General features: G+C 53.1%; 27 protein-coding genes and 1 pseudogene. 7 read left to right on the forward strand and 21 right to left on the reverse strand.

All coding sequences use genetic code 11. The features are described from left to right. Positions 1–36 precede the first annotated feature (36 nt). Both CGL_RS14820 and trxA read right to left on the reverse strand, forming a co-directional pair. Positions 37–754: pseudogene (locus CGL_RS14820) on the reverse strand (IS6 family transposase). A 305-nt stretch (positions 755–1,059) separates the two neighbouring features. Further along, on the reverse strand, positions 1,060–1,434 hold the full coding sequence (trxA, locus tag CGL_RS14825; protein ID WP_003861174.1) for a thioredoxin: 375 nt from the start codon (positions 1,432–1,434) through the stop codon (positions 1,060–1,062). Between the two features lie 185 nt (positions 1,435–1,619). Here trxA and CGL_RS14830 point away from each other — a divergent pair, with 185 nt between their 5' ends. Together CGL_RS14830 and CGL_RS14835 are read left to right on the forward strand one after the other, a co-directional pair. Next, the gene (locus CGL_RS14830) at positions 1,620–1,826 is read left to right on the forward strand and encodes a heavy-metal-associated domain-containing protein (protein WP_011015540.1); all 207 of its coding nucleotides are present in this window, start codon (positions 1,620–1,622) and stop codon (positions 1,824–1,826) included. A gap of 200 nt (positions 1,827–2,026) precedes the next feature. Further along, entirely contained in the window at positions 2,027–3,346 is a 1,320-nt protein-coding gene (locus tag CGL_RS14835) for an MFS transporter (RefSeq protein ID WP_003861178.1), read from the forward strand. Here CGL_RS14835 and CGL_RS14840 read toward each other — a convergent pair. From CGL_RS14840 to CGL_RS14885, 11 genes are all read right to left on the reverse strand, one after another. Beyond that, a complete protein-coding gene (locus CGL_RS14840) occupies positions 3,306–3,518 on the reverse strand; it encodes a hypothetical protein (protein ID WP_227747687.1) in 213 nt (70 codons plus the stop codon). The genes CGL_RS14835 and CGL_RS14840 overlap by 41 nt on opposite strands. Next, on the reverse strand, positions 3,499–4,077 hold the full coding sequence (locus CGL_RS14845) for a PadR family transcriptional regulator (RefSeq protein WP_011015542.1): 579 nt from the start codon (positions 4,075–4,077) through the stop codon (positions 3,499–3,501). Before CGL_RS14845 ends, CGL_RS14840 begins: the two co-directional genes overlap by 20 nt. 207 nt (positions 4,078–4,284) lie before the next feature. Next, positions 4,285–5,817 (reverse strand): replicative DNA helicase, encoded by a 1,533-nt coding sequence (dnaB, locus tag CGL_RS14850; protein WP_011015543.1) that lies wholly within the window; start codon positions 5,815–5,817, stop codon positions 4,285–4,287. 608 nt (positions 5,818–6,425) lie between these two features. Next, positions 6,426–6,878, reverse strand: a complete 453-nt coding sequence (rplI, locus tag CGL_RS14855; protein WP_011015544.1) for a 50S ribosomal protein L9 — start codon at positions 6,876–6,878, stop codon at positions 6,426–6,428. Between the two features lie 56 nt (positions 6,879–6,934). Continuing rightward, a complete protein-coding gene (locus CGL_RS14860; protein ID WP_011015545.1) occupies positions 6,935–7,612 on the reverse strand; it encodes a single-stranded DNA-binding protein in 678 nt (225 codons plus the stop codon). A gap of 36 nt (positions 7,613–7,648) precedes the next feature. Further along, positions 7,649–7,936 carry a 30S ribosomal protein S6 gene (gene rpsF / locus CGL_RS14865; protein ID WP_003855074.1) on the reverse strand — a complete coding sequence of 96 codons (288 nt, stop codon included), beginning with the start codon at positions 7,934–7,936 and terminating at the stop codon, positions 7,649–7,651. Positions 7,937–8,064: 128 nt separating this feature from the next. Continuing rightward, positions 8,065–8,208, reverse strand: a complete 144-nt coding sequence (locus CGL_RS15490) for a hypothetical protein (protein WP_003855075.1) — start codon at positions 8,206–8,208, stop codon at positions 8,065–8,067. An 87-nt stretch (positions 8,209–8,295) separates the two neighbouring features. Then, positions 8,296–8,487, reverse strand: a complete 192-nt coding sequence (locus tag CGL_RS14870; RefSeq protein ID WP_003861194.1) for a hypothetical protein — start codon at positions 8,485–8,487, stop codon at positions 8,296–8,298. Then, the gene (locus CGL_RS14875) at positions 8,484–9,944 is read right to left on the reverse strand and encodes a glycosyltransferase family 87 protein (RefSeq protein WP_011015546.1); all 1,461 of its coding nucleotides are present in this window, start codon (positions 9,942–9,944) and stop codon (positions 8,484–8,486) included. The genes CGL_RS14870 and CGL_RS14875 overlap by 4 nt, the downstream gene beginning before the upstream one ends. Positions 9,945–9,989: 45 nt before the next feature. After that, positions 9,990–12,152 carry a transglycosylase domain-containing protein gene (locus CGL_RS14880; RefSeq protein ID WP_011015547.1) on the reverse strand — a complete coding sequence of 721 codons (2,163 nt, stop codon included), beginning with the start codon at positions 12,150–12,152 and terminating at the stop codon, positions 9,990–9,992. Positions 12,153–12,243: 91 nt separating this feature from the next. After that, positions 12,244–12,636 carry a DUF5318 family protein gene (locus CGL_RS14885; protein ID WP_011015548.1) on the reverse strand — a complete coding sequence of 131 codons (393 nt, stop codon included), beginning with the start codon at positions 12,634–12,636 and terminating at the stop codon, positions 12,244–12,246. A 191-nt stretch (positions 12,637–12,827) separates the two neighbouring features. Between CGL_RS14885 and carR the strand changes: the two genes are divergently transcribed. From carR to CGL_RS14900, 3 genes are read left to right on the forward strand one after another with little or no spacing between them, the layout of a single operon-like run. Continuing rightward, positions 12,828–13,301 carry a MarR family transcriptional regulator CarR gene (carR, locus tag CGL_RS14890; RefSeq protein ID WP_003855083.1) on the forward strand — a complete coding sequence of 158 codons (474 nt, stop codon included), beginning with the start codon at positions 12,828–12,830 and terminating at the stop codon, positions 13,299–13,301. Positions 13,302–13,331: 30 nt separating this feature from the next. After that, positions 13,332–14,273: a universal stress protein gene (locus CGL_RS14895; protein ID WP_003861200.1), complete on the forward strand. Its 942-nt coding sequence runs from the start codon at positions 13,332–13,334 to the stop codon at positions 14,271–14,273. Positions 14,274–14,304: 31 nt separating this feature from the next. After that, positions 14,305–14,802: a hypothetical protein gene (locus tag CGL_RS14900; protein WP_003861203.1), complete on the forward strand. Its 498-nt coding sequence runs from the start codon at positions 14,305–14,307 to the stop codon at positions 14,800–14,802. A gap of 67 nt (positions 14,803–14,869) precedes the next feature. Here the strand turns inward: CGL_RS14900 and CGL_RS14905 are convergent, their stop codons facing one another. From CGL_RS14905 to CGL_RS14925, 5 genes are read right to left on the reverse strand one after another with little or no spacing between them, the layout of a single operon-like run. Beyond that, positions 14,870–15,193: an antibiotic biosynthesis monooxygenase family protein gene (locus tag CGL_RS14905; RefSeq protein ID WP_011015550.1), complete on the reverse strand. Its 324-nt coding sequence runs from the start codon at positions 15,191–15,193 to the stop codon at positions 14,870–14,872. A gap of 20 nt (positions 15,194–15,213) precedes the next feature. Further along, positions 15,214–16,152, reverse strand: a complete 939-nt coding sequence (locus tag CGL_RS14910) for a rhodanese-related sulfurtransferase (protein ID WP_011015551.1) — start codon at positions 16,150–16,152, stop codon at positions 15,214–15,216. A gap of 47 nt (positions 16,153–16,199) precedes the next feature. Then, positions 16,200–17,465 (reverse strand): ABC transporter permease, encoded by a 1,266-nt coding sequence (locus tag CGL_RS14915; protein WP_011015552.1) that lies wholly within the window; start codon positions 17,463–17,465, stop codon positions 16,200–16,202. Beyond that, complete coding sequence (locus CGL_RS14920; RefSeq protein ID WP_003855103.1) at positions 17,462–18,154, reverse strand: ABC transporter ATP-binding protein; 693 nt, start codon at positions 18,152–18,154, stop codon at positions 17,462–17,464. The genes CGL_RS14915 and CGL_RS14920 overlap by 4 nt, the downstream gene beginning before the upstream one ends. Before the next feature lie 3 nt (positions 18,155–18,157). Further along, positions 18,158–19,996: an efflux RND transporter periplasmic adaptor subunit gene (locus CGL_RS14925; protein ID WP_011015553.1), complete on the reverse strand. Its 1,839-nt coding sequence runs from the start codon at positions 19,994–19,996 to the stop codon at positions 18,158–18,160. 366 nt (positions 19,997–20,362) lie between these two features. Here CGL_RS14925 and CGL_RS14930 point away from each other — a divergent pair, with 366 nt between their 5' ends. Further along, positions 20,363–21,454, forward strand: a complete 1,092-nt coding sequence (locus tag CGL_RS14930; protein WP_003855107.1) for an inositol-3-phosphate synthase — start codon at positions 20,363–20,365, stop codon at positions 21,452–21,454. Between the two features lie 75 nt (positions 21,455–21,529). On the opposite strand, the gene CGL_RS14935 is transcribed toward CGL_RS14930, so the two are convergent. The 3 genes from CGL_RS14935 to dps form a co-directional block, all read right to left on the reverse strand. Continuing rightward, on the reverse strand, positions 21,530–22,075 hold the full coding sequence (locus tag CGL_RS14935; protein WP_011266052.1) for a hypothetical protein: 546 nt from the start codon (positions 22,073–22,075) through the stop codon (positions 21,530–21,532). 74 nt (positions 22,076–22,149) lie between these two features. Continuing rightward, entirely contained in the window at positions 22,150–23,637 is a 1,488-nt protein-coding gene (locus tag CGL_RS14940; RefSeq protein ID WP_011015555.1) for a DUF1846 domain-containing protein, read from the reverse strand. A 570-nt stretch (positions 23,638–24,207) separates the two neighbouring features. Then, positions 24,208–24,705, reverse strand: a complete 498-nt coding sequence (gene dps, locus CGL_RS14945; protein WP_003861220.1) for a DNA starvation/stationary phase protection protein Dps — start codon at positions 24,703–24,705, stop codon at positions 24,208–24,210. Between the two features lie 151 nt (positions 24,706–24,856). Here dps and CGL_RS14950 point away from each other — a divergent pair, with 151 nt between their 5' ends. Then, the gene (locus CGL_RS14950) at positions 24,857–25,666 is read left to right on the forward strand and encodes an Fpg/Nei family DNA glycosylase (RefSeq protein WP_011266054.1); all 810 of its coding nucleotides are present in this window, start codon (positions 24,857–24,859) and stop codon (positions 25,664–25,666) included. Positions 25,667–25,671: the final 5 nt, after the last annotated feature.

The following is a 25,671-nucleotide window of genomic DNA, read 5'->3' on the forward strand; positions in this document are numbered from 1 at the left end:
TTCTCATTCCCTGATCGCCGCTGCGTGTGGGCGTTGTTAGGCCGTCTCGAAGACCCGGTTGACGATCACCGCGTCCGGGTTCGGTTGCCCGTGAGGGCAAACATCATGCCTTGCCCTTTCCGCAATGAGTGCATCGCCTCCATCCCTTTCAACGTCCGATATGCAGATGTCTAAGTTCTTAAACGCGCCTTTCGGCCCGAGGATCCGTTTCAGCCGACCATGGTCGCCTTCCAGGATGTTGTTGAGGTATTTCACCTACCGGTGTTCCACTGTTGGCGGGCAGATTCCCTCTGACTTCAACTCGGTGATTGCCCTGGCTAGGGAGGGTGCTTTATCGGTGTTGATCACTCTGGGATACCCGGCTGACGCATTGGATCTGAGGGCCTTGGCCAGGAAACGCTTCGCTGCGGCCACGTTCCGCTTCGGAGAGAGGTAAAAGTCCAGGGTCTGGCCACCGGCGGTGATCGCCAGATCAGAGGTAGCACCACCTGCCGCCGACCCGGATATAGGTCTCATCCACCCGCCAGGAACTGGCCTGCCAGTCAGGCACCTGCCGGTACCACCGTGTTTGCTTGTCCAGCTCAGGGGCGTATTTCTGGACCCAGCGGTAGATCATGGTGTGATCGACCGGCACGCCCCGCTGAAGTCATCATTTCCTCCAGATCTTAGGTCAGCTCACCCCGTAGCGGCAGTGACCTGCGCACTGCCCACAGAATGATCTCACGGGGAAATGACGACCGGAGAAGATACCCATGGCTGTGATTATTTCACGTCGCTCTTCCTACTGCCCCAACTTTGCAACAACACCCAAAATCCCACCCTGACCTCAGAAAAAGTGCCCCTCTAGATTCGCTTCAAACGGTCTAAGGAGGCCAAACCCACACTCTGGCCCCTTCGACATTTTCGACGCCTTAAATCGCCACCAAATCAGCCATCCCCAAAACCCCGCAACAGACACAAAAGCCTCAAAAGCCGCAAGACCCCAAAGCTCCCAAAAAGGACGAAAACCGCCGAGAAGAAGTTCTCCTCAGCGGTTTTCACCAAAACACAATTGGAAGCTTATGCCTCTGCAGAACCCTGCTGCTCTGCGACCTGGCGACGAACGTCATCCATGTCGAGTGCCTTAACCTGGTTGACCAGATCATCCAGTGCAGGAGCTGGCATGGTGCCGGCTTCGCGGTAGACCATGATGCCGTCGCGGAAAACCATCAGAGTTGGGATGGACTGGATCTGCAGTGCTGCAGCCAGGCCCTGGTTTGCTTCGGTATCAAGCTTGGCGAAGGTTGCGTCGGTGTGGGTTTCGGAAACCTTCTCGTAGGTTGGGGCGAACTGGCGGCAAGGTCCGCACCAGGATGCCCATGCGTCTACGAGGACAATTCCGTCGCCGGTAACTGTGCTCTCAAATGTTTCTTCGGTTACATCGATGGTTGCCATTAAGAATCTCCGTTCAAGATTTGTAAGGTCTATATATAGACCAACTTTCAGCGGACTGTAGTTATTCCCGGCCAAGGATTTTCTTCATTGACCGGCAGCTCGTCTGATTCACTGCACATCGTACATTGGACGGTGGACACGTTTCAGAGTCCGCTGGATTTCATCACATCGGAAGGAAGAGAATTTTGAGTACCAAAAATTACCACGTCGAGGGTTTGACCTGCGCAAACGGTGTAGCTTCCGTAGAGGATGAAATCGGCATTGTTGCGGGCACCCAGGGTGTGGATATTGATATTGAGACCGGCCGCGTCACGGTGACTGGTGAAGGTTTCACTGACGAGGAAATCATTGAGGCTGTCGCGAACGCGGGCTACAAAGTTTCTGGGCGGTAGCACAATTACACATTCATCTCATCGATTCCGATGAGATTGCCACCCCCAAAATGGGGCGCCTATTTTTTTGACCGCCACCCACGGTAGCGCTTGTGCGCTCAGCCGGGGTGGCCGTTTGCGTGTACGGGTTTTGCTTATCGACGCCCACTTCTGATTTTAAAGGCAAATATTTTGTGTCACAGCGAGTAATCTTTTCGGGCATGAACCTAACCCGGAATGACAGGCTCGATCGACTGCCCGTAACTTCCAAACATAAAAAGATTCTTGGCGGCTCAGGTATCGGCTGGGCATTGGATGCCATGGATGTCGGACTGATCTCTTTCGTCATGGCTGCGTTGGCCACTCATTGGGGCCTATCCCCTACTGAAACTTCCCTGCTCGGATCCATCGGTTTCGTTGGCATGGCCATCGGCGCTTCGCTGGGCGGTTTGCTGGCGGACAAGTTGGGGCGTCGACAAGTTTTTGCGTTGTCTTTGCTAGTTTATGGCGTTGCCACTGGCGCGTCGGCGCTTTCAGTGTCGCTGGCAATGTTGATGGCGCTGCGCTTCGTCGTTGGACTTGGCCTGGGCGCTGAACTCCCCGTTGCATCCACTCTGATTTCCGAGTTTTCTCCACGAAAAGTTCGTGGCCGCATGGTCGTTATCCTGGAGGCGTTTTGGGCGCTGGGCTGGATCATGGCTGCAATCGTCGGAACCTTTGTCGTGGCAGGATCCGATAATGGTTGGCGTTGGGCGTTAGCTCTTGGCTGTGTCCCTGCAATTTACGCGGTGTATGTCCGTCTCGGACTTCCAGAATCAGTACGTTTCCTGGAGAAGAAAGGCCGGCACGACGAAGCAGAAGCCATCGTTGTTTCCTTCGAAGAAGCTGCCGCTGCCGAAGGTAAAGCTGCCGATGCCACCACCGCTGTGGTTCATGACAACGCTGCCGAGGGTTCCGTATCCATCTGGTCAGCTGCTTTGCGCAAGCGCACCGTCGCGCTGTGGATCGTGTGGTTCTGCATCAACTTGTCCTACTACGGAGCCTTCATTTGGATTCCATCGCTGCTGGTTGCCGACGGTTTCACCCTCGTGAAGTCTTTCCAATTCACTCTGATCATCACCTTGGCTCAGCTTCCAGGCTATGCGGTTGCAGCGTGGTTGATTGAAAAGTGGGGCCGTCGCAGCACATTGGCCACGTTCCTGGTTGGTTCTGCTATCTCTGCAGCGCTCTACGGCTTGGCAAATGTGGAGTGGCAGATCCTGGTCGCAGGTTGTTTACTATCCTTCTTCAACCTGGGCGCATGGGGCGCACTGTATGCCATTGGGCCGGAGCTTTATCCCACTAATGTCCGTGGAACTGGAACGGGTGCTGCCGCGGGATTCGGGCGCATTGCTTCCATCATCGCTCCGCTCATTGTTCCGCCAGTGATTGCTTTTGGTGGACCAATTGCTTTGTTCGCTCTCTTTGCCACCGCGTTTGCGATCGCAGCGATTGCGGCGTTTACGCTGCCTGAGCAGAAGGGTAAGTCTCTCGCTGATTAGTGAGATCCTTCCACCAGTTTTTCACCTGCCCAACGATGGTGCGTTTCTGCGCCTGGCGGAAGTCCTCCAAATTGCGGGGCAGGTTCGCGATAACCGTGGCACCCTGGGTGCGGGTGACCACGATATCTTCGCGCAGCTGCATGGTACTGGGGTTATAGTCTCTTGATGTCATCTGCTGCTCTCCTTAAAATCTCGATTATTTGCTCTGCTTTATCGTCGGGAGCAGCTTTCGCTGCTTCCCTGACCTTGTGAAACTCAGAGCGAATGTTAAACACCCGCACCTCTCGGGATTCTGGATTGCGATAAGCCTCCAGAATTGATCCCCACGCATCCTTGTTCTTTGCCACTTCCTGCGCGCCTTCTTCTGTAAGGCGCGCCATTTTTCTGCCCATTTCATGGGAGATGGAAATCAGGCCTTCATCTTCAAGCATGGACAAGGTTGGATAGATGGTTCCTGGGCTTGGAGTCCAGTTACCTTCTGTTTGCTCACTGATGGTGGTGATGATCTGGTAGCCGTGCATTGACTCAGCTTCCAGCAGCACCAAAATCACATTGCGCAGATCGCCTCTGCCAGCACGTCCACCGCGACCACGTCCGGGTCGCCTGCCGTGATGATGTCCATGTCCGTGCCCTTCAGCGTGCCGTTGAGCATGACGCCTGCCCGGCCTTCCCCTGAATTCTCCGGATCCGCGTGATCCACAAGATTCATTGTTTAGTTCTTCAAAATGCATATCATTATCTCCTGTTCTTGAACTGAAGTTAACGATATATCGCAACATATCTCTACGTCAACGATATGGCTATTCTAGAACAACTTTGCAGGTCAGTCTATGTCGGTAAGTCTTGCCAAAGATAGGATTGCCTGGGCTGAGTGACTTAGAATCACTAAAGGCAGTGCCCCACATCGGAGTCACTGCCTTTAGAAAAATGAACTTTTCTTAACCGCGCGCCATGTCCACAAAACGTGAATAGTGCAGCTGGTGCGCCACCTGGACGGTATCGATCGGGCCACCACGGTGCTTAGCCAAAATGATGTCGGCCTCGCCCGCGCGCTCGTCGTCCTTATCCTGGGAGTCTGGGCGGTATAGCAGCATAACGATATCGGCGTCCTGCTCCAGCGAGCCGGATTCACGAAGGTCAGCAAGCTGTGGTCGCTTATCGGTACGGGATTCAGGTCCACGGTTCAGCTGGGAAATCGCGATCAACGGCACATCGAGTTCTTTGGCCAGCAGCTTGAGCTGACGGGAGAACTCGGAGACTTCCTGCTGACGGGATTCCACGCGTTTACCGGAGCTCATCAGCTGGAGGTAGTCCACCACGATCATTTTCAGATCATGCTTCTGCTTCAGCTTTCTGGCCTTGGAGCGGATTTCCATCATGGTGAGGTTCGCGGAGTCATCGATGAACAAAGGTGCCTGGGCTACCTTGTCTAACTTCTGCACCATCTTTTCCCATGCGGTTTCATCCATCTTTCCACCACGCATATCAGCCAGGCGGATTTCTGTTTCTGCAGAGAGCAAACGCATCACGATCTCTGACTTGGACATTTCCAAGGAGAAAATGACAGACGCCATGTTGTTCTTGATGGATGCCGAACGCATGAAGTCCAAGGCGATGGTGGATTTACCCACACCAGGACGAGCTGCAACGATGATCATCTGGCCACCGCGCAGACCGTTGGTGAGGTCATCGAGATCTTTGAAGCCGGTTGGAATACCGGTGGCGATGCCGCCGTCGTTGAGCATTTCCAGCTCAGCCATGGTTTCATCCAGAATATCGGCTAGGACTGCATAGTCTTCGCTCTGATTCTTTTGGGAAACGGCGAAGACTTCTTGCTGCGCGCGGTCAATCACCGCGTCAATTTCGGCGCCTTCATCGCCCTCGTAGCCGAGCTGGACGACGCGGGTGCCGGCGTCGACAAGCCTGCGAAGCACTGCCTTTTCCGAAACGATTTCCGCATAGTAGCGCGCGTTGGCTGCGGTGGGAACGGACTGGATGAGGTCGTGGAGGTACGCGCCACCGCCGACGCGGTCCAGATCGTTGGTTCGATCGAGGCGACCGGAGACAATCACGGGGTCAATATCACGGTTGTCACTGAACAGGTCAATGATCGCCTGGAAAATCAGCTGGTGGGACGGCCTGTAGAAGTCTTCTGGGGTGAGGATATCCAGAATGTCGATGACCGTGGTCGGACTGAGCAGCATCGCGCCCAGCACGCCCATCTCAGCGTCATTGTCATAGGGAGGTTGGCGGAAGTCTCGGTATTCACGGGACTCGTCCTTGCGACCCCTCTTCTTGAAGCCCTGAGAGTCTCCTCCCCTAGTTCCCTGACCAAAGGCCTGGGCCGGGGAGAAATCTTCAAACGCCGGAGCAGGGACATCTACGTGTGCGTCATCCGCGAAGGAATCGCTTGGCTCCTGTGGAGGTACGTAGTCATCATCAAAACTTGCGGCGTGTGTATCTGTAGCCATTTTCTTTTCCCCAATCTGATTCTAAGTTCACTCTAGCCCCTGCATAGGCCTTTCCAGAAGGCACGAAAGCCCCCACCCCGAGGCTTTGTGATTTCCAACTCAACAAGCCGTACAGACACATTCTTTTACAAAAACAATCCACAGAGCGTTAGGTTAACAACCCTAATTATCCACAGTTTTTAAAAGTTGCACACATTTGCACTCCACGCCTGTGGATAACTTGTGGATAACTTCCCCACAATTGACATGAATTGAGTCATATCTGCAGGTCACGACGGCGTGTCACACTGTGGATAACTAGTCTCAATCGGTGGATAACTATTCTCACCTGCGGTTTTAGTGTCCCAAACTCACCGACAATAGGCCTAAGCAGGGGTTATACAGAAAGAGAATAGAAGGTTAACTATCCACAATTACTCACAGTTATCCACAGGCCTGGGATAACTTTAAATTCGGGAAAATATCCCTTGTATATTTGTCAAAGTGTGTTAGATAAAAAATACTTCAGCCCCACTCCTGCTGTTTGGAGTGGGGCTGAAGAATGCTGTTGTCGTTGGGTGATTTACCTCTTCTGTGGGTAGATCACCGCCGTCGCGTGCGCGTTGTCGTTACGCTGCGACGACCTCAAACTTCACGCGGGAAACAATTCCGTCGGTGAGCTTTGCTTCTACCTGGTACTTACCGGTGGTCTTAACCAGGTTCTTCGGGAGAACAATGGCACGCTTGTCCAGGTTCGGGCCGCCGGCTGCCTTGACTGCGTCGACGATGTCGTCAGTCTTAACGGAGCCGAACAGTTTTCCGCTCTCGGAGGTGCGGACTGCAATGGTAACACCTTCAAGTGCTTCCAGTGCTACCTTAACTTCGCGAGCGTGGTCGAGGTCGCGAATCTCGCGAGCCTCCTGGGCACGCTTGATGCCCTCGATCTGCTTCTCAGCACCCGGGGTGGCTACGATTGCCAGGCCACGGGGGAGCAGCAGGTTACGTCCGTAGCCGTTCTTAACCTCTACGATGTCGCCAGCGACACCAAGGTTTTCAACGGCGGCGGTGAGGATCAGCTTCATGATCCCTGCCTTTCGTGGTTTTTGAGTGTTTGTGAATGTTTTAGAAAAGAAAAGCTTTAGAACGGTGGCTCATCGTCTGCGCCGCCGAACCCGCCGGAGCCAGCTGGTGGTGCAGAATTCCAAGGGTCATTGTCCGGTGCTGCCTGTGGGCTGCCTCCGCCAAATCCACCTTGGTTGAAGTTGTTACCCTGGGACTGGTTTTGGTTTCCACCAAATCCGCCCTGGTTGCTTTGCTGCTGGTTGCCTTGGTTTCCACCGAAGCCGCCAGAGTTCTGGTTGCTGAATCCACCTTGCTGGTTGCCTTGGTTTCCACCGAGGCCACCACCTTGGTTGCCGCCACCGTAGTTTCCGCCAGAGTTTCCACCGCGCGGTGTGCGCTGGACATCTGCCTTGGCAAATGTTAGTGATGGTCCGACTTCATCCGCTTCGACCTCAAAAACGCTGCGCTTTTCGCCCTCACGGGTTTCATAGGAGCGCTGCTTGAGGCGACCGGTGACGATAACGCGCATACCCTTGGACAGGGACTCTGCAACGTTTTCAGCTGCCTGACGCCAAACGTTAACGGTGAGAAAGAGGGCTTCGCCGTCTTCCCACTGGTTGGTTTGGCGGTTGAACGAGCGGGGAGTTGATGCAATGCGGAAGTTAGCCACTGCTGCACCCGATGGGGTGAAGCGGAGTTCCGGGTCAGCAACAATGTTGCCAACGACGGTGATGTTAGTATCTCCGATTGCCATAATCCTTCAACTACCTCTCTAGAGCCTTAAAGTTCTTTACTTGTCGAGTCGCAGAACCTTGGTGCGCAGGACACCATCATTCAGGTTCAGAACACGATCGAGCTCGAGTACGGTCGCAGACTCACACTTGAGATCGACGACGGCGTAAACGCCCTCTTCCTTCTTGTCGATTGGGTATGCAAGACGGCGCTTGCCCCAAACATCAACCTTCACAACGTCACCCTTGTCCTTGCGGACAACCTCGAGGAATTTATCCAGGGACGGGGCAACAGTGCGCTCATCCTGAGAAGGATCGAGAATGATCATAAGTTCGTATTGACGCACGGACCTCATCACCTCCTATGGTCTAGTAATTGTTTTTTCGGCCATGCCGTCGTTGGCATAGCAGGAGGGTCGTTGCGTCAGCAACCTATTCAAGGTACACCAAACGCGCGGAAATGTCGATTCCTGATTTATGCGTTTTCGTTCACAGTTCCCGCATGGAAGTTATGCTCTGCTTCCAGCGGCCTCGCTTCAGCGGTGGAGATGCTTGCCAACGTCAAAGCTGAAGCCGCGAGCATGCCTACAAAGGTGGTTGAAGTCTTAGATTTTTTCATCTGTTACCTGCCTTTCTACCTTCCTTAACGCACTTAGTTAGAGGAAAGTTCCCACGGGAGGAGGGAGACGTCGAAAAGCAAAATCTTTTAGGCGGGCGTGGTGGCCCAGAAAACCGCAATCGTCACCGGAATCACCGTGATCAGCACAATCGCGATGCTGAACAGCGTCCAAATCTGCTTATTCGATTTCTTATACATGAAGCTGGCAAACGCGCCGCCGAAACAGAGAAAACCCACAAAAACGCTGACCATGGTGACCAGCAAAACTGTTGTGCTCAACTTACTTCCTTCAATGCTTTTCGACGCTCGCCTGCGCCGAAGGGCCCGGCCAACAAATCGCGCCCGGCGTGCGCATCCATCACCGGATCTGCACGTCGTCCGAGCATCTGCCGGATTACACCTACTATCATGACCACAATGAAGGCATCTCGGGAAATCACGATGAGATCCAACATTTCATGGGGGAGTCCCTTGTTGTCCGTGCCGAGCATGTGCCACATCAAAATTGGCCACACCATGGCGTCTGTAACCATCCACGGGAACAGCACTTTCCACTGAGGAAATGCCAGAACAGCCAACGGGACCAGCCACAGTGAATACTGAGGACTCCACACCTTGTTAAACAGCAAAAACGCCGCGACAATCAAAAAGGCCAGCTCAGCGACTCGGGGAGTGCGCTGCACCTTGAGCCCAAGGATCAAAATGGCCACACACGATGCACCAAACAAGCCGAAGCTCAGCACATTAAGCAGCACTGGATCATTCAAATTGATCGGCAAATTACGGTCGATGACCTGGTAAATCGTGGTCCACTCCGCACCACGCTCCCGGTTCAGGCGCAAGAATTCATTCCACGCCTTGGGGTACGCGATCATCACTGGCACATTCACCACGAGCCATGTCACCGCAGCCGCTGCAGCCATGGTGATAAACGGCTTGAGATTCTTATTCTTGACCGCCAGCACCAAATACGCACCAAGAAGATAAAGCGGCCACAATTTGAACGCCGTACCCGCGCCGATCAGCACACCCGCAACCAAGGGGTTTCCGCGTTTCACCGCAAGCATCGCACCAATCACCGCCGCAATGGCTGGAGTATCCCAGTTGGTAAACGCATGCACAGCAACCAGGGGAGACGCCGCAACAAGGACGGTATCCCACACTCGATTGCCAGTGAGCTCCACCATCATGCGGATGACCAACACCCAAAAGAACGCCAACGCAAGCGCGGTGACGATGAAATAAAGACCAGATTCAGGCAGCGTATGAAACGGAATGACATCAACAACCGGGTACAAAAACCGCGTGATAATGCCACAAATCCACTGGAAAATTCCGCCCAACACCGGGTACTCCATGTACCTGGTGAGATCACCTTCCTGCCACGAAAAGGCATAAGGGAAACCTGGCGCATCAATTCCGCGCCCCCCATAGAGCGGAACGATGTCGTTGTAACAGGCTGAGGTGTACTGGCGACTTCCCGACCAGTTCAAAGAAACCACACCATCAGTACCTCTAGAACCCTGGATGCAATTGGCTTTTGTTAAAAACCCCATGGCCAAAAACACCAGGGAAGTGGTGATCAAAACACGCAGGGGAGTCCAGAACCGCTGAGTGCCCACCTGCGCAAAACGACCAAACCGACCGCCGATTGCATTGATAAAATCCCGTGCCACCGGTTCACTATCACCGGGCGATACGCGGTCTACCTTCTGCTGGTCCAATTTCTGGTCCATCGGCGGTCGGCTCCTTTTTAAGGTCGTTTAGGCTACGACCGGATTTTAGCCGATCCCTAAGAGATCTCCCGGGATAGTCAGCCCCGGCAGGATTTCTACCTGACCGTTACCGGTCTCCTCTGCAGGTGCAGTGGGATCTACAGCAGGGGTATCGATTACTGCATTTGGATCCTCCACTGGAGCTTCCTCGGTTGCTCCTTCTGGATCATTAGTCGCGATGTTTGGACTTGGAGTCCACACATATTCCGGAACTGGTGGGTTACCGTACCCCAATGCTGGAGCGATATCCCAAGTTTCGAGAGGGGAGTTCTCGAGGGCGTTATCCATGGTCTGCTTCCAGATCGTGGCAGGGGAGTTAGAACCATACATACTGCCACCCCAGGTGTTATACAATGCAGTGTTATCAGCAGTTCCGACCCACACCGCAGTAGCTAGCTGAGGTGCCGCACCCAACATCCACGCATCCTTGTTTGCACCGGTATCACCAAGCTGAGTGGTACCAGTCTTGGATGCAGAAACCTGGCCATCAGCCAGAGCGTTTCCGTTGGAGTATGCAGCGATTGGCCCCATGGCCTTGAGCAGATTCAGTGCAACCTTTTCAGAAACACGACGCTCGCCGTCGCCATCCTCGAACTCGTAGAGAACCTCACCGCTGACAGTCTCCACCTTGGACACGAAGTGCGGGCGGTGCCAGACACCTTCATTAGCGATAGTTGCCATCGCAGAAGCCATATCAAGTGGGCGGGACTCATACTGACCCAAGATGATGCCCTCATAAGGGGTCTCTCCGTTTTCAGTCAGTGTCTCAGGGATAGTTGGCAAAGACTTCGCGATACCCAAAGCATGCGCCATGTCCGCAGTATCCTGTGAACCATTTTCCAGATCCTGCTGCAAACGAATGAAGCTGGTGTTGTAAGAATGCAACAACGCCTGCTCGATGGAACAGGAACCACAACCGCTGCCACCGACGTTTCCGATTTGAGCATCACCCACAGTCACCGGCGCAGAGCTGTATGGCTGAGACAGTGGAATACCTTGCTGAAGTGCTGCTGCCAGACCAAAGATCTTGAATGTAGAACCGGTCTGAAGCGGAGCGTTTGCAAAGTCCCAACCAGTCGCATCCTCGCCGCCGTAATAAGCACGAACCGCACCATTAGAAGGATCAATGGAGACTACCGCTGCACGGTTGTTCTCAGACAGAAGATCCAACTGGTTTTGTACCGCTTCAACGGCACCTTCCTGAGTCTTTGGATCAATGGTGGTGGTGACCTGCAAACCACGGGTTTGCACATCATCCTCAGTGATACCAAGCTCAGACAACTCCGCCATCACTTGGTTCTTAATCAAACCATTAGTGCCGGTGGCTTCGGTGTACGCACTGTTGGACGCAGGGTCAGTGGTTTCAGGGTAGGTAGCAACTGCGCGCTCCTCTGCCGAGATAGCGCCAATTTCCACCAGGCCGTCCATGACATAGTTCCAACGCGTTTCCGCCTCAACTGGATTTGTCCAAGGATCCAACTGGCTTGGCAGCTGAATACTGGCCGCCAGCACTGCGCCCTCAGCAGCCGTGAGCTCTTCTACTGGCTTATCAAAGAATGCATGAGCTGCAGCCTGCACACCATAGGCATTTCGACCGAAGTACACAGTGTTGAGATAAGCCTCAAGGACCTCGTCCTTAGACCACTCATTGGCCATCTTCGCGGAATAGACCAATTCCTTAGCCTTACGGATCAGCGAACGCTCATCACCAACCACAGCCTTCTTCACATACTGCTGAGTAATGGTGGAACCACCACCCGCTGAAGAATCACCAGTGATTACGCCAAGTGCTGCTCGGGCATAGCCAGTAATGGAAAAACCGGGGTTTGTGTAAAACTCTCGGTCTTCCGCAGCCACCACCGCATTTTTCACAGTGTCAGGCACCTGATCGATCGTCACCATCTGGCGGTTGCCTTCTGGAGGAACGATGCGTGCCAATTCAGTCTCACCGTCAGATGCGTAAATCTGCGAAACCTGGGGTGAAACCAACTCTTCCGGTTCTGGAACATCAACCATGATGTAAGCACCCATGAAGACCATTACTGGAATCAAAATGACAGCAACAATGGCACCAATGATGGTGTTTCTTACAGCGTAGCCCTTAGAGTCGCTCTTTAAGCGCCTTTTGCCGCTGCTCTTTTTGGCAGGAGGATTTTTACTATTCGTCAACTGGTGTTTCCGTTCAATCAGATCTGGTTCTTATCTGAAGCTTGTGCTGTAGAGAATACTGCGCCTAAGCCTATTCATCTGAATCTGAGAATCAGCTGGCCGTCGCGGTTTCCGCCTTAAGCAGGTGATTCCACTTGCAGGTGGGACATACTTCAACAGTATGCACCGTTGCCTGCCGTCCATTCTTTACCAACTGTTCGATTTCTTCTTCACTTCGAGCAGAACCTGCCGCCCGACCGATTTCATCGCCATAAACCCACAAAACCACACGTAGATCCTCGCTGCCACAAATCGGGCAAGGATAATCTGCGAGGTGTCCGTGATATTTGCTCGCAGTCACCAAGATGAACTCGGCGTCACAAATTGTGTCTTTTTGCACCAACCCCGCCCGAAACTGACGGAGAGTCTGCCTACGAGCTAGTTGGTGACTGATCTCATTTTGATATTGCACCACGATTAAAAAGTGTAGCCGTAAGCCGACCAATGAAACGACCCTCTAGAAGCATCGTTTAGAATTGCTTTTAAGTGAATAAGGAACAGCACAGAATTAAGGCCTCGGAGTTATCGCTCACGCTACTTCTCAAGTGACGCCAAGGTAAGTTGTACTTTTTCTGTCCAAATTATTGCTTTTTCCGTAGATAGGTTATCGAACGGAAATTACTTGGCAATACCGCTATGCTGGCAGGCATGCCTAATTTAAACGCTGAGGAGCTAGCAGTCCGCGTGCGACCCGCGCTGACAAAACTCTACGTTCTCTATTTCCGCCGCTCTGTGAATTCTGACCTCTCGGGTCCACAGCTCACTATTTTGAGTCGCCTGGAAGAAAACGGCCCATCCCGAATTAGTCGCATCGCGGAACTTGAAGATATTCGTATGCCAACCGCTTCGAATGCTCTGCATCAGCTGGAGCAACTCAACCTGGTTGAGCGTATCCGCGACACCAAAGACCGCCGAGGCGTGCAGGTTCAGCTCACTGATCATGGACGCGAAGAGCTTGAGCGCGTGAACAATGAACGAAACGCAGAGATGGCTCGACTCCTTGAAATGCTCACCCCAGAGCAGCTGGAACGTACCGAAGACCTGGTGGATATCATTACTGAGCTTGCAGAGGTGTACGGTAGCTGGAAAGAGACCGACAGCGGTTCTTAACAGTTTTCTCCATCTCAACTCCGGAATTTGATGAAACAACCCCTTCGCGTACTTATTTCTTGTCGACCCGAAGAAAATTCGGGTGGCAAACGTAGTGAACAAAATGATGCTGTTTTTGAGTTCGCCGCATGGCTAGCTCGTACTTCAGACATCAATGTTCGTGGAATCACAACTTTCATACGCCCTTGGCCGTCTTCCTCCATCAGTAAGCTCGGAGGAAAATATCATAAGTGGTATAAGAATTTAGATTCTTACTACCGCAGTCGCACGATCAAGGGACTCAAAGAGGCCGGAGTTGAGAAGTCCCAATGGGACGATGATGTTTCAGTTTTTGTAGATGGTCCTTCTGAATCCACGCTGCTCACCCATGCTGCTGAAGAATTCGAAGCGGACCTCATTCTGCTTGGCTCTGATGCGACCGCACCAAAAGGCCGCTTTCTGGCCAGCTCCACCGCAGATGCCCTCCTTCACTCCTCGCCCGTCCCACTAGGACTTGTGCCGCGAGGGGTGAAGCTTTCCAAAAAGGGTGTCACCCGCGTCAACTACGCTTTCACCAATGAAAGCGATGACTTTGAGCAAGGTTTACGCTCTTCCGCGGAGCTCGCCACCAATTGGAACGTTCCTCTTCGGATCCTTGCTTTTTCACCCACAGGCATTACTTCCGCACCAACGTCGCGGAGCTTGGATATTTCCACTGAGCTTTCCTCCGAGTGGCGTGAACTAACGCTCGCCATGCTTGATCGAGCCCGTGATGGCGTCCTCACAGACCACCCAAACTTGAGCGTGAGCAGTGAAACCGGTTCTGGCTGGGGTTGGAGCGGTGCAATTGATGCTTTGCGATGGAAGAAAGGTGACCTGCTGTGCATGGGAAGCCATCGCACAGACACCCTTTCACGTGTCTTTGTCGGTTCGGAAACAATGGAAATTATCCGAAACTCTCCTGTACCGACCATCATTTATCCCGGTCTTTAGGCTCTCCAACAGCAGAGGACTAGACTTAAGTATGCCTGCAAAGGAGGACAACTTCATGAACACCCAACCAGAGCATCCAGAAAATGATCTAGTCGACGAAGCCGATTTTTCTAACCGGCCCAGGATCTACTCGGACGATCCTGATTCCTTGGCTGATGCGCCAGACCCAGCGCTGGAGCATGAGAAGAACAAGAAATCTTCACGCCAAGCACTCATTTATCTGTTTGCAGTTCCACTAGTTACATTCGTTTCTGCATACGTATTGGCCTGGGTGTCACGACTCCAGGGCGGTCCCATCTGTGACGCCGGTGAGGCCGTGTGGATTTGTTCCCGTGCTGCAGAACTGTGGTGGCCAATTACCACTAGCGTCATCGCATTTGGTGGCATGCTTGGATCTGCATGGATCCTCTATGACAAATACCGAAATTACCTACGCTGGCGTCCTTGGATGGGCGTGTTGTGGATTTTGATTCCATTCAGCATGCTGTGGGGAACCTCGGTGCTCACCTTGTCCATCTTGGGGCACTAAAAACTTCACATAAATGACAAAAGTCGGAACCTTTGAATCTTTCAAAGGTTCCGACTTTTCTCTTTCCCTACTTAGCGCCGGTAGATCCTAGGACTACTTCGAACTCCAGCAGGGAAGCGCCGGAAGCGACAGGCTTCTTATCTGAGCCGTGGGCTCCCTGGCCATGACCGCCCTTGGCCTTTTCGGCATCACGCCACGCGTTATAGCTGTCTTCATCAGCCCACTGGGTGACTACAAAGTAGCGGTCTTCACCGGAAACAGGGCGTAACAGTTGAAAGCCCTCAAATCCCGGAGCGGAATCCACGGCATTTTGGCGGGCTGCGAAGCGCTTCTCAAGCTCTTCACCAGCGCCTTCGGGTACGGAAATTGCGTTGATCTTAACGATGCTCATACCCAGCCACCATACCCTTTTTAAGAAGTAACGAGCGGATCAATTCCTTGCTCAGCGAAATCCGCAGCAATTGCTGCACAGCGTTCGCGCTTGCAATGACGGGTCTCAACATTGGCGAAGCAATCAGGGCACATCAACACGAGCTCGCGGCAATCATCTTCGTTGAGGCAGTGCTCAAATTTGTTGGTGGGAGTATCGCAATGGATGCAGTGTCCGACCTCTTTGTAATCCTCGCCGAATTCCATATGCATGCGCTTATCGAAAACGTAGAGGGAGCCTTCCCACAGGCCCTTGTTGCCAAACTGCTCGCCGTAGCGAACGATGCCGCCATCGATTTGGTAGACCTCTTTGAAACCACGGTTGATCATGAGTGAACTCAGGATCTCACAACGAATTCCGCCGGTGCAGTAGGTGACCACAGGCTTGTCTTTGAGATCGTCGTATTTTCCAGACTCAATTTCTGCGATGAAATCATGAGTGGTTTCTACGTCAGGGACAACAGCGTCCTTGAACTTGCCGATCTGGGCTTCCATTGCGTTGCGGCCGTCAAAGAACACAACTTCATCGCCACGGGCTTCCACAAGCTCATTGACCTGCTGTGGTTTCAGGTGAACGCCGCCACCGACGACGCCGTTTTCATCCACTTTGAGCTCATCTGGAGCGCCGAAGGCAACGATCTCATCGCGGACTTTGACACTGAGCTTTGGGAAATCCTCAGCGCCACCCTCGGACCACTTAAACTGCATGCGGTTGAAACCTGGGTACTCGCGGGTCTTTTTAATGTACGCCTTGCAATCATCAATATCTCCGCCCACGGTTCCATTGATGCCGTGAGTGGAGATCAGGATGCGGCCACGAAGATTCAGTGACTCGCAGAGCTCACGCTGCCACAGCTGAACCGCTTTAGGGTCAGAGAGCGGGGTGAATGCGTAATAAAGAAGAATTTTTGAGGTAGCCACAGTTCTTCAGTCTAGTGCGATGTGTGGCTACCTTAAAAACGAGGCTTTTACTCATAACGCAAGGCGTCAATTGGATCGAGCTTTGCTGCCTTGTTGGCGGGGTAGTAGCCGAAAAACAGGCCGATAGCCATGGAAAATACCAAGGCGATCACGATTCCACTCAGTGGTGGCAAGGAAATGTAGCCAATAGCGCTGGACATGATCAATCCCAAAATGCCGCCCAAAAGCACGCCGAGGATGCCACCGATGAAACAAATGATCATGGCTTCAACGACGAATTGCAGGCGAATGTCACGTCGACGAGCGCCGAGGGCTTTTCGGACACCGATTTCGCGGGTTCGCTCGGTGACAGACACCAACATAATGTTCATCACTCCGATGCCACCGACAAGCAAGGAAATTCCGCCGATGGCTGAGATACCCAAACTCATTGCGCCGAGAATGGTGTTGAACTCTTCGATCTGTTTACGGAAGTCCAACATGGCAACGTGGTGCGAGTCATTGTTGGCGTACAGCGCGTCGAAGTAGGTTTGCAGTGAACCCTTAAGTGAATCCTGGTCTACGCCCTGAGCTGCACGGATACTTAACGTGTTCAATCCATCTTCCGTGTGGGTGATGTCATTGGCCACCGTATATGGGGTGTAGGTGTGGACGGTTGGATTGCTTCCCACAAGTCCACCTGCTGCGGCTTCTTTATACACACCGATAACCCGCAAAAATGTCTCTTGACCGTTGAGTTCAAAAGCTACTTCGGACCCCAGAGCGAGGTTGGGGTTTGCGTCGAAAAGCGTATTAAAGGTGTCTGGGGCGATGACCGCAACGGGGCGCTGAGCGGCAACATCGTCTTGCGTGATGGCGCGGCCGTAGTTCATTTCGACGCCATTCATCCACATATAATCCTCGTTGACGCCGAGGAGATCGGATTTAAGATCTGCGGTGTCGCCGATGAGAGTGCCTTGCGTACCCATTCCGCCAACGCTGATTCCCGTGATGCTGCCTGCGAAACGATCGCGCAGCGTATCAACTGTTTCTTCCGGAATCAGATTGCCACTAGAGTTTGCAGCCCCAGAAAAAGCGAACATATCGGGTTCGGGGGAATCTTCGTCGGGGCGTTCCTCCACCTGCGCCGACAGATCATTCGCGCCCAAGCTTTCCAAACTATTCAAAGTTTGATCCTGCAGGGCTTTACCAATGGTCAAAATTCCGATGACTGATGCGATACCAATGATGACTCCTAACAGCGTCAACAATGCACGCATCTTGTTGCTTCTCAGGCTGGTGAGCGCCAAAAGAATTGATTCTGCAAGGCTCATGAGTGTTTCACCTCAGACCCAATGATGCGCCCGTCAACCATGGTGACCACCCGATCAGATTCATCAGCAAGCTCAGGGTTGTGAGTAATAAACACGATGGTTTTGCCCTGCTCCTTGTTGAGCTGGTGGAAAATATCCATCACCATCCGGCCCGTTGCAGAATCCAACGCACCAGTTGGTTCATCAGCAAGAATGATCTCAGGATCGTTCGCCAACGCGCGAGCAATGGCCACGCGCTGCTTCTGACCACCCGAAAGCTCATTGGGCTCATGGTTGAGACGCTCACCCATCCCGACCATTTCCAATAATTCAACCGCACGACTTCTCCGCTGCTTAGCCGGAATGCCCGCATACATCATGGGCATTTCCACATTCTTCAACGCATCGATCCGGCCAATCAGATTGAAGTTCTGAAACACAAAACCAATCGATTTAGCGCGGTGGCTCGCCAAAGCATCATCGCTGATATCCAACACATCCACGCCATCCAAGGTGTACGTGCCATCAGTTGGCTTATCCAACAACCCAATGATGTTCATCATCGTTGATTTACCTGAGCCGGACGTACCCACAACCGACACGAATTCGCCACGGTCCACATGGAAATCCACACCGTGCAACACGGTGAGTTCACCTTCAGATCCAATGTTGTAGGTCTTGACAATATTTCGCATTTCGATGAGGCTCATAGGCTAAATCACCTGGCCCACGGTTTGCTTGGCAGAAACGGCAGGGGCTGCAGGGTCAAAAGGGGCCGCAGGACTAAAAGGAGCCGCCGCCTGCTCCACCGTATCTGCGTGAAGTTTCACAGTTTCTCCGATGAGGCCCCGGTAGTTTCCAGGCTGGGTGAGCACTCGAGCGTCTTCTGAAATTCCAGCACCGCTGACTGCGATATCAAAGTCATCGGATTCAGCTGTTTTTACTTCTACTTCTTCTACTTTGTTGTCGTCGCTGATGATCAAAACAGCGTCTTTGCCGTCATCATTTTTGTACACAGCTTCCAAAGGAACGGTCAGTACGTGTGGTGCGATTTCATGGACGATGCGTACTCGAGCGGATCCGCCGAGGTTGAGGCCTTCGCGGTCGCCGGTGACGGAAATTTCGATGGGGAAGGTGACGTCAGTGTTGGTGGTTGTGGCGCCTGCGGCAGCTCCTTCACCTGTAGCTGGGGCACTGGCGGCAGCTGCAATGGGGGAGACTTTGGATACTCGGCCGGCGAATTCTTTGGTTCCGGTCGATGGGGTAGTGAAGGTGACGCGGGATCCGATGGTGACGTTGCTGATCTCCGCTTCTTTTACATTCGCGGTGATCTTCAGTTCGGAATCATCAGCAACACTCAACAGTGCGCCGGCTGCTGGTTGACCTTGGGCTGCCTGCACGGATGAAACAATGCCTGAGTATGGGGAGCGAACGGTGGTGTTGTTGATATCCATCCGCAGCTGGGACGTGGATCTGGTGGCGGCTTCATTATCTACTGATGCCAAACCTAAAGCTGCATCGATGGCGCTTGATTGGGCTTCCAATTGGTGTTGGGTGGAAAGCTGCGCGGTCTCGAGGCCAAGTGCTGCGTCTTGTTGTGCTGAGTGGGCTTCGGCAACGGCGCGCTGTGCGGCGGCTAGTTCTGAGTCAACTTTTCCGAGTGAATCAATGTAGATCCGCTCGGCTATTTCTAGAGCTTCAGTGGTGGATGCGACGCGTCGCTCAGCTTCCTCCAAAGCGGTGTAGGACTGCAAGTAAGTCTGATCTTGGCTAGGCCACGTGGAGGTTTTGGAAGCAATTGATTGTTCCAGGCCTGCAACCTTTGCTTCAGCTGCAGCGACTGCCTCTAGGTCACCTGCAGCGCGGGCTTGAGCTAGTTCGGATTCCGCAGAAGCCAAAGATTCTCTCTCATCGAGCAGACCAATGACATCGTTGAGGTTGCTGCGATCGTTGTTGAGCAGTCCGAAGTCCGCGCGCAGTCGTTCAATTTCAGCAGCATCTGCTTGCTCACGAGCTGCCTTGAGAGCATCCGATTGAGCGACCATGGTGGAATCCAATCCGCCATCCACATCTCGCTGCTTCGCTTCAAAACTGCGGATCGCATCCTGATATGCCTGTGAGGACGCCCGCAACGAGGACCGCGCCGAGTTGATCTCCGGGCTCAAACCACTATCAAGAAGTTCCCTGGACTGCTCATATGCTTGCTGCGACTGCGCGATGGAATTGCGGTTCGCCATGGCTGCACGCGCATTGTTGGCATCAGTTTCATCCAACTGTCGTTGCAGGGCAGAGGCATCCAACTCAGCCAACACCTGATCAGCTGCCACACGGTCACCAACCGCAACCGGCAAGTTCGCGACCGGCACAGTCAGACTGGTGTAAATGGTGGTGGTTCGCGCAGCTTCAATATTTCCGTTGACAGACACACGCGCCACGATTCCCTCGGAGGAAATCTCCCGAACATCAGAAGTGGCAATCACCTGGTCATTCGATGATGAACGCAGAAAATAAAACGAGGCAGCCGCAATGATCAAAATCAGGACCACGGCCACAATGATTAATTTCTTCGGGGCCAAGGAAAGCGAAGGTGGTAGTGCCACAGTGAGATGGCCCCGAGGATCAGGTAACCCCGGGGCACTCCTTTCATAAGTTCTTACAACAAGTCTGTATCCAAAATGCCAGGGTACGGACATACCATTCACAACACATCAGGGAATCCACCTACTTTGTTTTCCCCTAGAAATCCCCCATTTCATCACTCCCGAATGGGGGTAATGCTTGATCGATCAATTGAGTTGCTTGATCGATCAGGTCTGATTTCTGCTGGGAATCCCCACATTTTGGAACGTAGCGTCGATAAGCGTGCGGCGAAGCTTTTTCGGTCGCGGCCGTTATCTTTTTAAGAGGAGAAATTTTAGATGAGCACGTCCACCATCAGGGTTGCCATTGCCGGAGTCGGAAACTGCGCGACCTCCCTCATTCAGGGTGTGGAATATTACCGAAATGCGGATCCTTCCGAAACTGTCCCGGGTTTGATGCACGTCAAATTCGGTGATTACCACGTTGGCGACATTGAATTCGTGGCCGCGTTCGACGTCGACGCCGAAAAAGTAGGCATCGATCTTGCCGACGCCACCGAGGCTTCACAAAACTGCACTATCAAAATCGCCGATGTCCCACAGACCGGCATCAACGTGCTGCGTGGCCCGACTCTCGACGGCCTGGGCGATCATTACCGCGCGACCATCGACGAGTCCACCGCCGAGCCAGTCGACGTTGTCCAGGCGCTTATCGACGCAAAAGCCGATGTTTTGGTGTCCTACCTCCCAGTGGGCTCCGAAGAAGCCGACAAATTCTACGCACAAGCCGCCATCGATGCAGGCTGCGCCTTTGTCAACGCTCTCCCAGTATTCATCGCCTCCGACCCTGAGTGGGCTAAGAAGTTCACTGACGCTGGCATCCCAATTGTTGGCGATGACATCAAATCCCAGATCGGTGCAACCATCACCCACCGTGTCCTCGCACGCCTTTTTGAAGAACGTGGCGTTCGCGTAGATCGCACCATGCAGCTCAACGTCGGCGGCAACATGGACTTCAAAAACATGCTTGACCGCAATCGCTTGGAATCCAAGAAGGTCTCCAAAACCCAAGCAGTGACCTCCAACATTCCAGATGGTCCACTGTCTGGAAAGGTGGAAGACCGCAACGTCCACATCGGACCATCCGACCACGTCCAATGGCTCGATGACCGCAAGTGGGCTTATGTCCGCCTCGAAGGCACCGCATTCGGTGGAGTTCCCCTCAACCTTGAGTACAAACTCGAGGTGTGGGATTCACCCAACTCTGCCGGCATCATCATCGACGCTGTTCGCGCCGCCAAGATCGCCCTCGATCGCGGTATCGGCGGACCGATCATGCCAGCAAGCTCCTACCTGATGAAGTCCCCACCTGAGCAGCTTCCAGACGATGTTGCTCGTGAACGCCTAGAGGCATTCATCATCGAGGCGTAAAATTAGGCTAAAAATTTGGGTTAAGGTCCAGTTTCGATCCGGACTTTAACCCAATTCTTTTGCCAGATTCACGTTTTAGAAATAATCCTCGCACCACTGTTGACCGGCTTCAACAAAGTCTTCGGCAGTACCGAACACATGAGTCGACTCGGTATACATATCCCGCATGACTAGACCTGGATCTATTCCTTCAAGCATTCCTACTGATGTGGAAACACTCGGCATATACTTTTCTTTTGCGAAAGGAATCGGCCAACCTTTATCTACCAACCTCGGATTGGCAATAATGTACTTTCCCTGTTCCGTGGGCAAATTGATTGGCTCAACAACTTCCCACGGTGCTGGATCAGCGATGTTGACTACAACATAACCCGACTCAGGGTTGGAAGTTTTCAACATCCCAAGGGCTGGGTTGTTTGTCCCAGGTGGGCCATCGTAAAAACCACCGCTAAGTATCAGTTCATCCACCGCATTATCACCACAGATGTACATGTGAACGCTTATATTTCCGTCCTCATCATGGGAAATTCCAGATTTCCCTTGCGACTCTACGTTGACGTAGTTTCCGCAGCCTGCAAGGGCCAAAACCGGAAGAATTGGTGCAATCCACTTCAACTTCATGAGCTTCACCTTATACATCTCTATAAGAACTCGCCCGCTAAACAGCCTGAAACTGCTCGACAAAATCCAGTGCCTTAACGCTTCCGGTACAAAGCTTTGCGCTGGTACTTCGGCTCTGAAGTAACCAAAACTCCGAGGTTGCGGAAAATGCCCTCATCAACTGATCCGAGGATCGTGGTGGTGTGGACATCGCAGCCGCGGAGATTTTTCAGCTCGTCCAGAGCCCGGCGGGCAGTTTCGGAGTTCGCAGCAGACACTGACAAAGCAATAAGCACTTCATCAGTGTGCAGGCGAGGGTTGCGGGATCCCAGGTGCTGGGTCTTCAGCGATTGGATTGGCTCGATGGATTCAGGGGAGAGGAGATCCACGCTGCGATCAATGCCAGCGAGTTCCTTCAGTGCATTAAGCACCATCGCTGCGGAGCATCCGAGAAGTTCTGAAGTCTTGCCGGTGACGAGTCGACCATCGTTAAGTTCAATGGCACAACCCGGCGCGCCGGTGGATTCTTCAACATCAAGTGCTCGGGCAACCACGCGGCGGTCTTCAACGGTGCAACCGGCCTTGCTCATGACAATGGCGATGCGCGCTGAAATGGTATCGTCCTGCTCCTCGCGACGCTCGTCGACAAGCGCCTTGAAGTAACGCCGAACAATTTCTTGGCGGGCGGCTTCCTGGCACGCGGCGTCGTCGATAATTGCGCTTCCGACCATGTTGACACCCATGTCGGTGGGGGATTTGTACGGCGATGAGCCCGACAGCATTTCCAGCATGGTTTTCAGCAGCGGGAAGACTTCCACGTCGCGGTTGTAGCTGGTGGCTTTGGTGTCATAGGCGGCGAGGTGGAAAGGATCGATGATGTTGATGTCATCGAGATCTGCCGTGGCAGCCTCATAAGCCAAGTTAACTGGGTGCTCAAGAGGCAGGTTCCAAATGGGGAAAGTTTCAAACTTTGCGTAGCCGGACTTGATTCCGCGCTGGTGATCGCCATAAATCTGGCTCAAGCAGGTAGCGAGCTTTCCAGAACCTGGGCCCGGTGCGGTCACAACAACCAAATTGCGGGTGGTTTCCACATACTCGTTGATGCCGAAACCTTCCTCGCTAACAATGCGGCGAGCATCAGTTGGGTAACCTGGAATCACGCGGTGAACAGCAACCTTCAGGCCAAGGCGCTCTAGGCGCTGCTTGAACGCGAGTGCCTGATAGTTGTCATCCTCCAACTGTGTGAGCACCACATGCTCCGCCAAAAAGCCCAGCTCACGGAACACATCAATGAGGCGTAAAACATCTTCCTCATAAGAAATGTCGAGGTCGGCGCGGGTTTTCTTGCGCTCCAGATCCTTCGCATTGATTGCGACGAGGATTTCCAGCTCATCTTTAAGCTCAGTGAGCATAGCGATCTTGTTGTCAGGCGTGAAACCTGGCAGCACACGGGAAGCGTGCATGTCGTCGAAAAGCTTGCCGCCCATTTCCAGATACAGCTTGCCGCCGATCTGCTCGCGGCGCTCATTGATGTGCTGCGACTGCATCTTAATATAAAGGTCGCGGTCGAATCCGATGCTCATAGCGCCAACTCCCCAGTTGCTTCAGCTGAAATCTAACCCCTGAAACATTACCTGGACACCCTATGAAATGGGCAAGGCCCCAGGGAGGAGGCTTATCGCCGAGGTTGGTGGAAGTCGGTTTTCGCGAGGGGTCGGGGCGTAGCGATTTAAAGGGCTTTGAGGTTGCAGTGACCCATAGATTGGTTTTGAGTGGGTTAGGCCCTTAGAGGCGATTCTAGGAGCGTTACTTTTGAGGCGATTGAGGCTGCTGTGATTCCTGCGGGGTCACTGCAGGTTGACTGTTCAACTTCTCGTTACAGATCAGCGGAGAACTTAAAAATCGAACGAATTTTAGCAATCCCAACACTCCGTCCCCCAACTTGCACCTCCTGTGAGGTTCCACAGCAAGGATCCACCACATCCCACGGCAAATTCCGGAGTCTGTGGTGGATTCGTGCAGGATCCGGCGACGAAAAGTGCAAAAATCCACCACAAATTTCAGGATCAAAAATTTTGTGGTGGATTTTTGCACTAAGGAAGCCACTGACCCCCGGGCTGGTGGGGGTCAGCGCCTTAACGCTTTTCGACGTTTTACTCTTGGATGTTTCCGTCTACATCAACAATGTGTGCGCGGATGAACCACTGGAATTTCTCCAGCTCCGCGGCCTGGCTGATGTAGATGTCTTCAGTTACTGGATCCACTGGGCCGGCTGATGCCATGGACTCGCGAACTCCGGTCAGCACTTGGGTGTACACGCGATTGAGGTCAGTGAGGTGTGCTTGGACATTTCCGGCATTGCGCTCATATTGCAGTGGGGTGCGGTCAGCAACGTGGCCTTCTGGGGTTCCAACTGGTGCGCCTCCGAGGGTGGAAATGCGCTCTGCAACTTCGTCAGCATAGCCACGAACAAGGTCAACCTGTGGGTCGAGCATTTCGTGAACAGCAATGAAGTTGGGGCCAGTGACGTTCCAGTGCACGTGCTTCAAGATGAGGTGAAGATCGTTGTAGTCGGTGAGACGCTCCTGCAGTCCATCAATAAGCTGCTTTGCGTCATTCTCGTTGATTCCAGGGACTGTGTAGTTTGCCATGACCCCTATTATAGCACTGCTTGATAAATTGTCACCGGCCCTTAGCCTAAGCTTATTTATATTAGGTTGTCCTATCCTGAAAGTGCCGATTCCCGCAGGCCACGCTTAGTTTTTTATCAAATCGGCACACCGGCTACTAAGGTTGGTGATTATGCCTGAAGGACACGTGATTCATCGACTAGCTGGGGAACTCACCAAGAATTTTGGCGATACCATTTTGGACGCCACTTCACCTCAAGGACGCTTTACTTCTGAAGCGGCGATCATCAACGGTCACCGCATCGCGGTTGCGGAGGCTTACGGCAAGCACCTGTTCGTCGAGTTCGATGCGGATCACCCTGAGCACATTTTGTATATCCATTTGGGGCTGATTGGCACGTTGCAGTTTGAACCTGCGGAAGAAACCCGCGGGCAGATTCGCCTGCACCTTTCCGACGGGGAGATCGCAGCTAATTTGCGCGGACCCCAATGGTGCAGGTTGATCACCGATGCAGAGCGCACCCAGGCCATTGGAAAATTGGGCGCTGATCCGATTCGCGATGATGCCGATCCGGAACCAATTCGGATTAAGGTGCAGCGCTCAGGGCGAAGCATTGGTTCGTTGTTGATGGATCAGAAGCTTTTCGCAGGTGTGGGAAATATCTACCGTGCGGAGACACTTTTCCGCCTGGGGATTTCACCGTTCACCATTGGAAAAGACATCACCACGGCACAGTTCCGATCCATTTGGGCGGATCTTGTTGGGTTGATGAAAGACGGTGTTGTGACTGGTCGGATTGATACTGTGCGCCCGGAACACACACCGGAGGCGATGGGTAGGCCACCGCGGAAAGATGATCACGGCGGTGAGGTTTACACCTATCGGCGAACCGGTCAAGAGTGCTTTCTGTGCGCAACTCCCATCAAGGAGCAGGTCATGGAGGGTCGCAACTTATTTTGGTGTCCCGGCTGCCAACGCTAGACAGA

Origin of the sequence: Corynebacterium glutamicum ATCC 13032 (assembly GCF_000011325.1) — a bacterium.
Lineage (GTDB): Bacteria > Actinomycetota > Actinomycetes > Mycobacteriales > Mycobacteriaceae > Corynebacterium > Corynebacterium glutamicum.

What these genes read in the sequence shown, in the direction of transcription:
- trxA (WP_003861174.1), bottom strand. Translation starts at nt 1,434, where the DNA reads ATGGCAACCATCGATGTAACCGAAGAAACATTTGAGAGCACAGTTACC.
- CGL_RS14835 (WP_003861178.1), top strand. Translation starts at nt 2,027, where the DNA reads ATGAACCTAACCCGGAATGACAGGCTCGATCGACTGCCCGTAACTTCC.
- CGL_RS14840 (WP_227747687.1), bottom strand. Translation starts at nt 3,518, where the DNA reads ATGACATCAAGAGACTATAACCCCAGTACCATGCAGCTGCGCGAAGAT.
- CGL_RS14845 (WP_011015542.1), bottom strand. Translation starts at nt 4,077, where the DNA reads ATGCATTTTGAAGAACTAAACAATGAATCTTGTGGATCACGCGGATCC.
- dnaB (WP_011015543.1), bottom strand. Translation starts at nt 5,817, where the DNA reads ATGGCTACAGATACACACGCCGCAAGTTTTGATGATGACTACGTACCT.
- rplI (WP_011015544.1), bottom strand. Translation starts at nt 6,878, where the DNA reads ATGAAGCTGATCCTCACCGCCGCCGTTGAAAACCTTGGTGTCGCTGGC.
- CGL_RS14860 (WP_011015545.1), bottom strand. Translation starts at nt 7,612, where the DNA reads ATGGCAATCGGAGATACTAACATCACCGTCGTTGGCAACATTGTTGCT.
- CGL_RS15490 (WP_003855075.1), bottom strand. Translation starts at nt 8,208, where the DNA reads ATGAAAAAATCTAAGACTTCAACCACCTTTGTAGGCATGCTCGCGGCT.
- CGL_RS14875 (WP_011015546.1), bottom strand. Translation starts at nt 9,944, where the DNA reads ATGGACCAGAAATTGGACCAGCAGAAGGTAGACCGCGTATCGCCCGGT.
- carR (WP_003855083.1), top strand. Translation starts at nt 12,828, where the DNA reads ATGCTGGCAGGCATGCCTAATTTAAACGCTGAGGAGCTAGCAGTCCGC.
- CGL_RS14895 (WP_003861200.1), top strand. Translation starts at nt 13,332, where the DNA reads ATGAAACAACCCCTTCGCGTACTTATTTCTTGTCGACCCGAAGAAAAT.
- CGL_RS14900 (WP_003861203.1), top strand. Translation starts at nt 14,305, where the DNA reads ATGCCTGCAAAGGAGGACAACTTCATGAACACCCAACCAGAGCATCCA.
- CGL_RS14905 (WP_011015550.1), bottom strand. Translation starts at nt 15,193, where the DNA reads ATGAGCATCGTTAAGATCAACGCAATTTCCGTACCCGAAGGCGCTGGT.
- CGL_RS14915 (WP_011015552.1), bottom strand. Translation starts at nt 17,465, where the DNA reads ATGAGCCTTGCAGAATCAATTCTTTTGGCGCTCACCAGCCTGAGAAGC.
- CGL_RS14920 (WP_003855103.1), bottom strand. Translation starts at nt 18,154, where the DNA reads ATGAGCCTCATCGAAATGCGAAATATTGTCAAGACCTACAACATTGGA.
- CGL_RS14930 (WP_003855107.1), top strand. Translation starts at nt 20,363, where the DNA reads ATGAGCACGTCCACCATCAGGGTTGCCATTGCCGGAGTCGGAAACTGC.
- CGL_RS14935 (WP_011266052.1), bottom strand. Translation starts at nt 22,075, where the DNA reads ATGAAGTTGAAGTGGATTGCACCAATTCTTCCGGTTTTGGCCCTTGCA.
- CGL_RS14940 (WP_011015555.1), bottom strand. Translation starts at nt 23,637, where the DNA reads ATGAGCATCGGATTCGACCGCGACCTTTATATTAAGATGCAGTCGCAG.
- dps (WP_003861220.1), bottom strand. Translation starts at nt 24,705, where the DNA reads ATGGCAAACTACACAGTCCCTGGAATCAACGAGAATGACGCAAAGCAG.
- CGL_RS14950 (WP_011266054.1), top strand. Translation starts at nt 24,857, where the DNA reads ATGCCTGAAGGACACGTGATTCATCGACTAGCTGGGGAACTCACCAAG.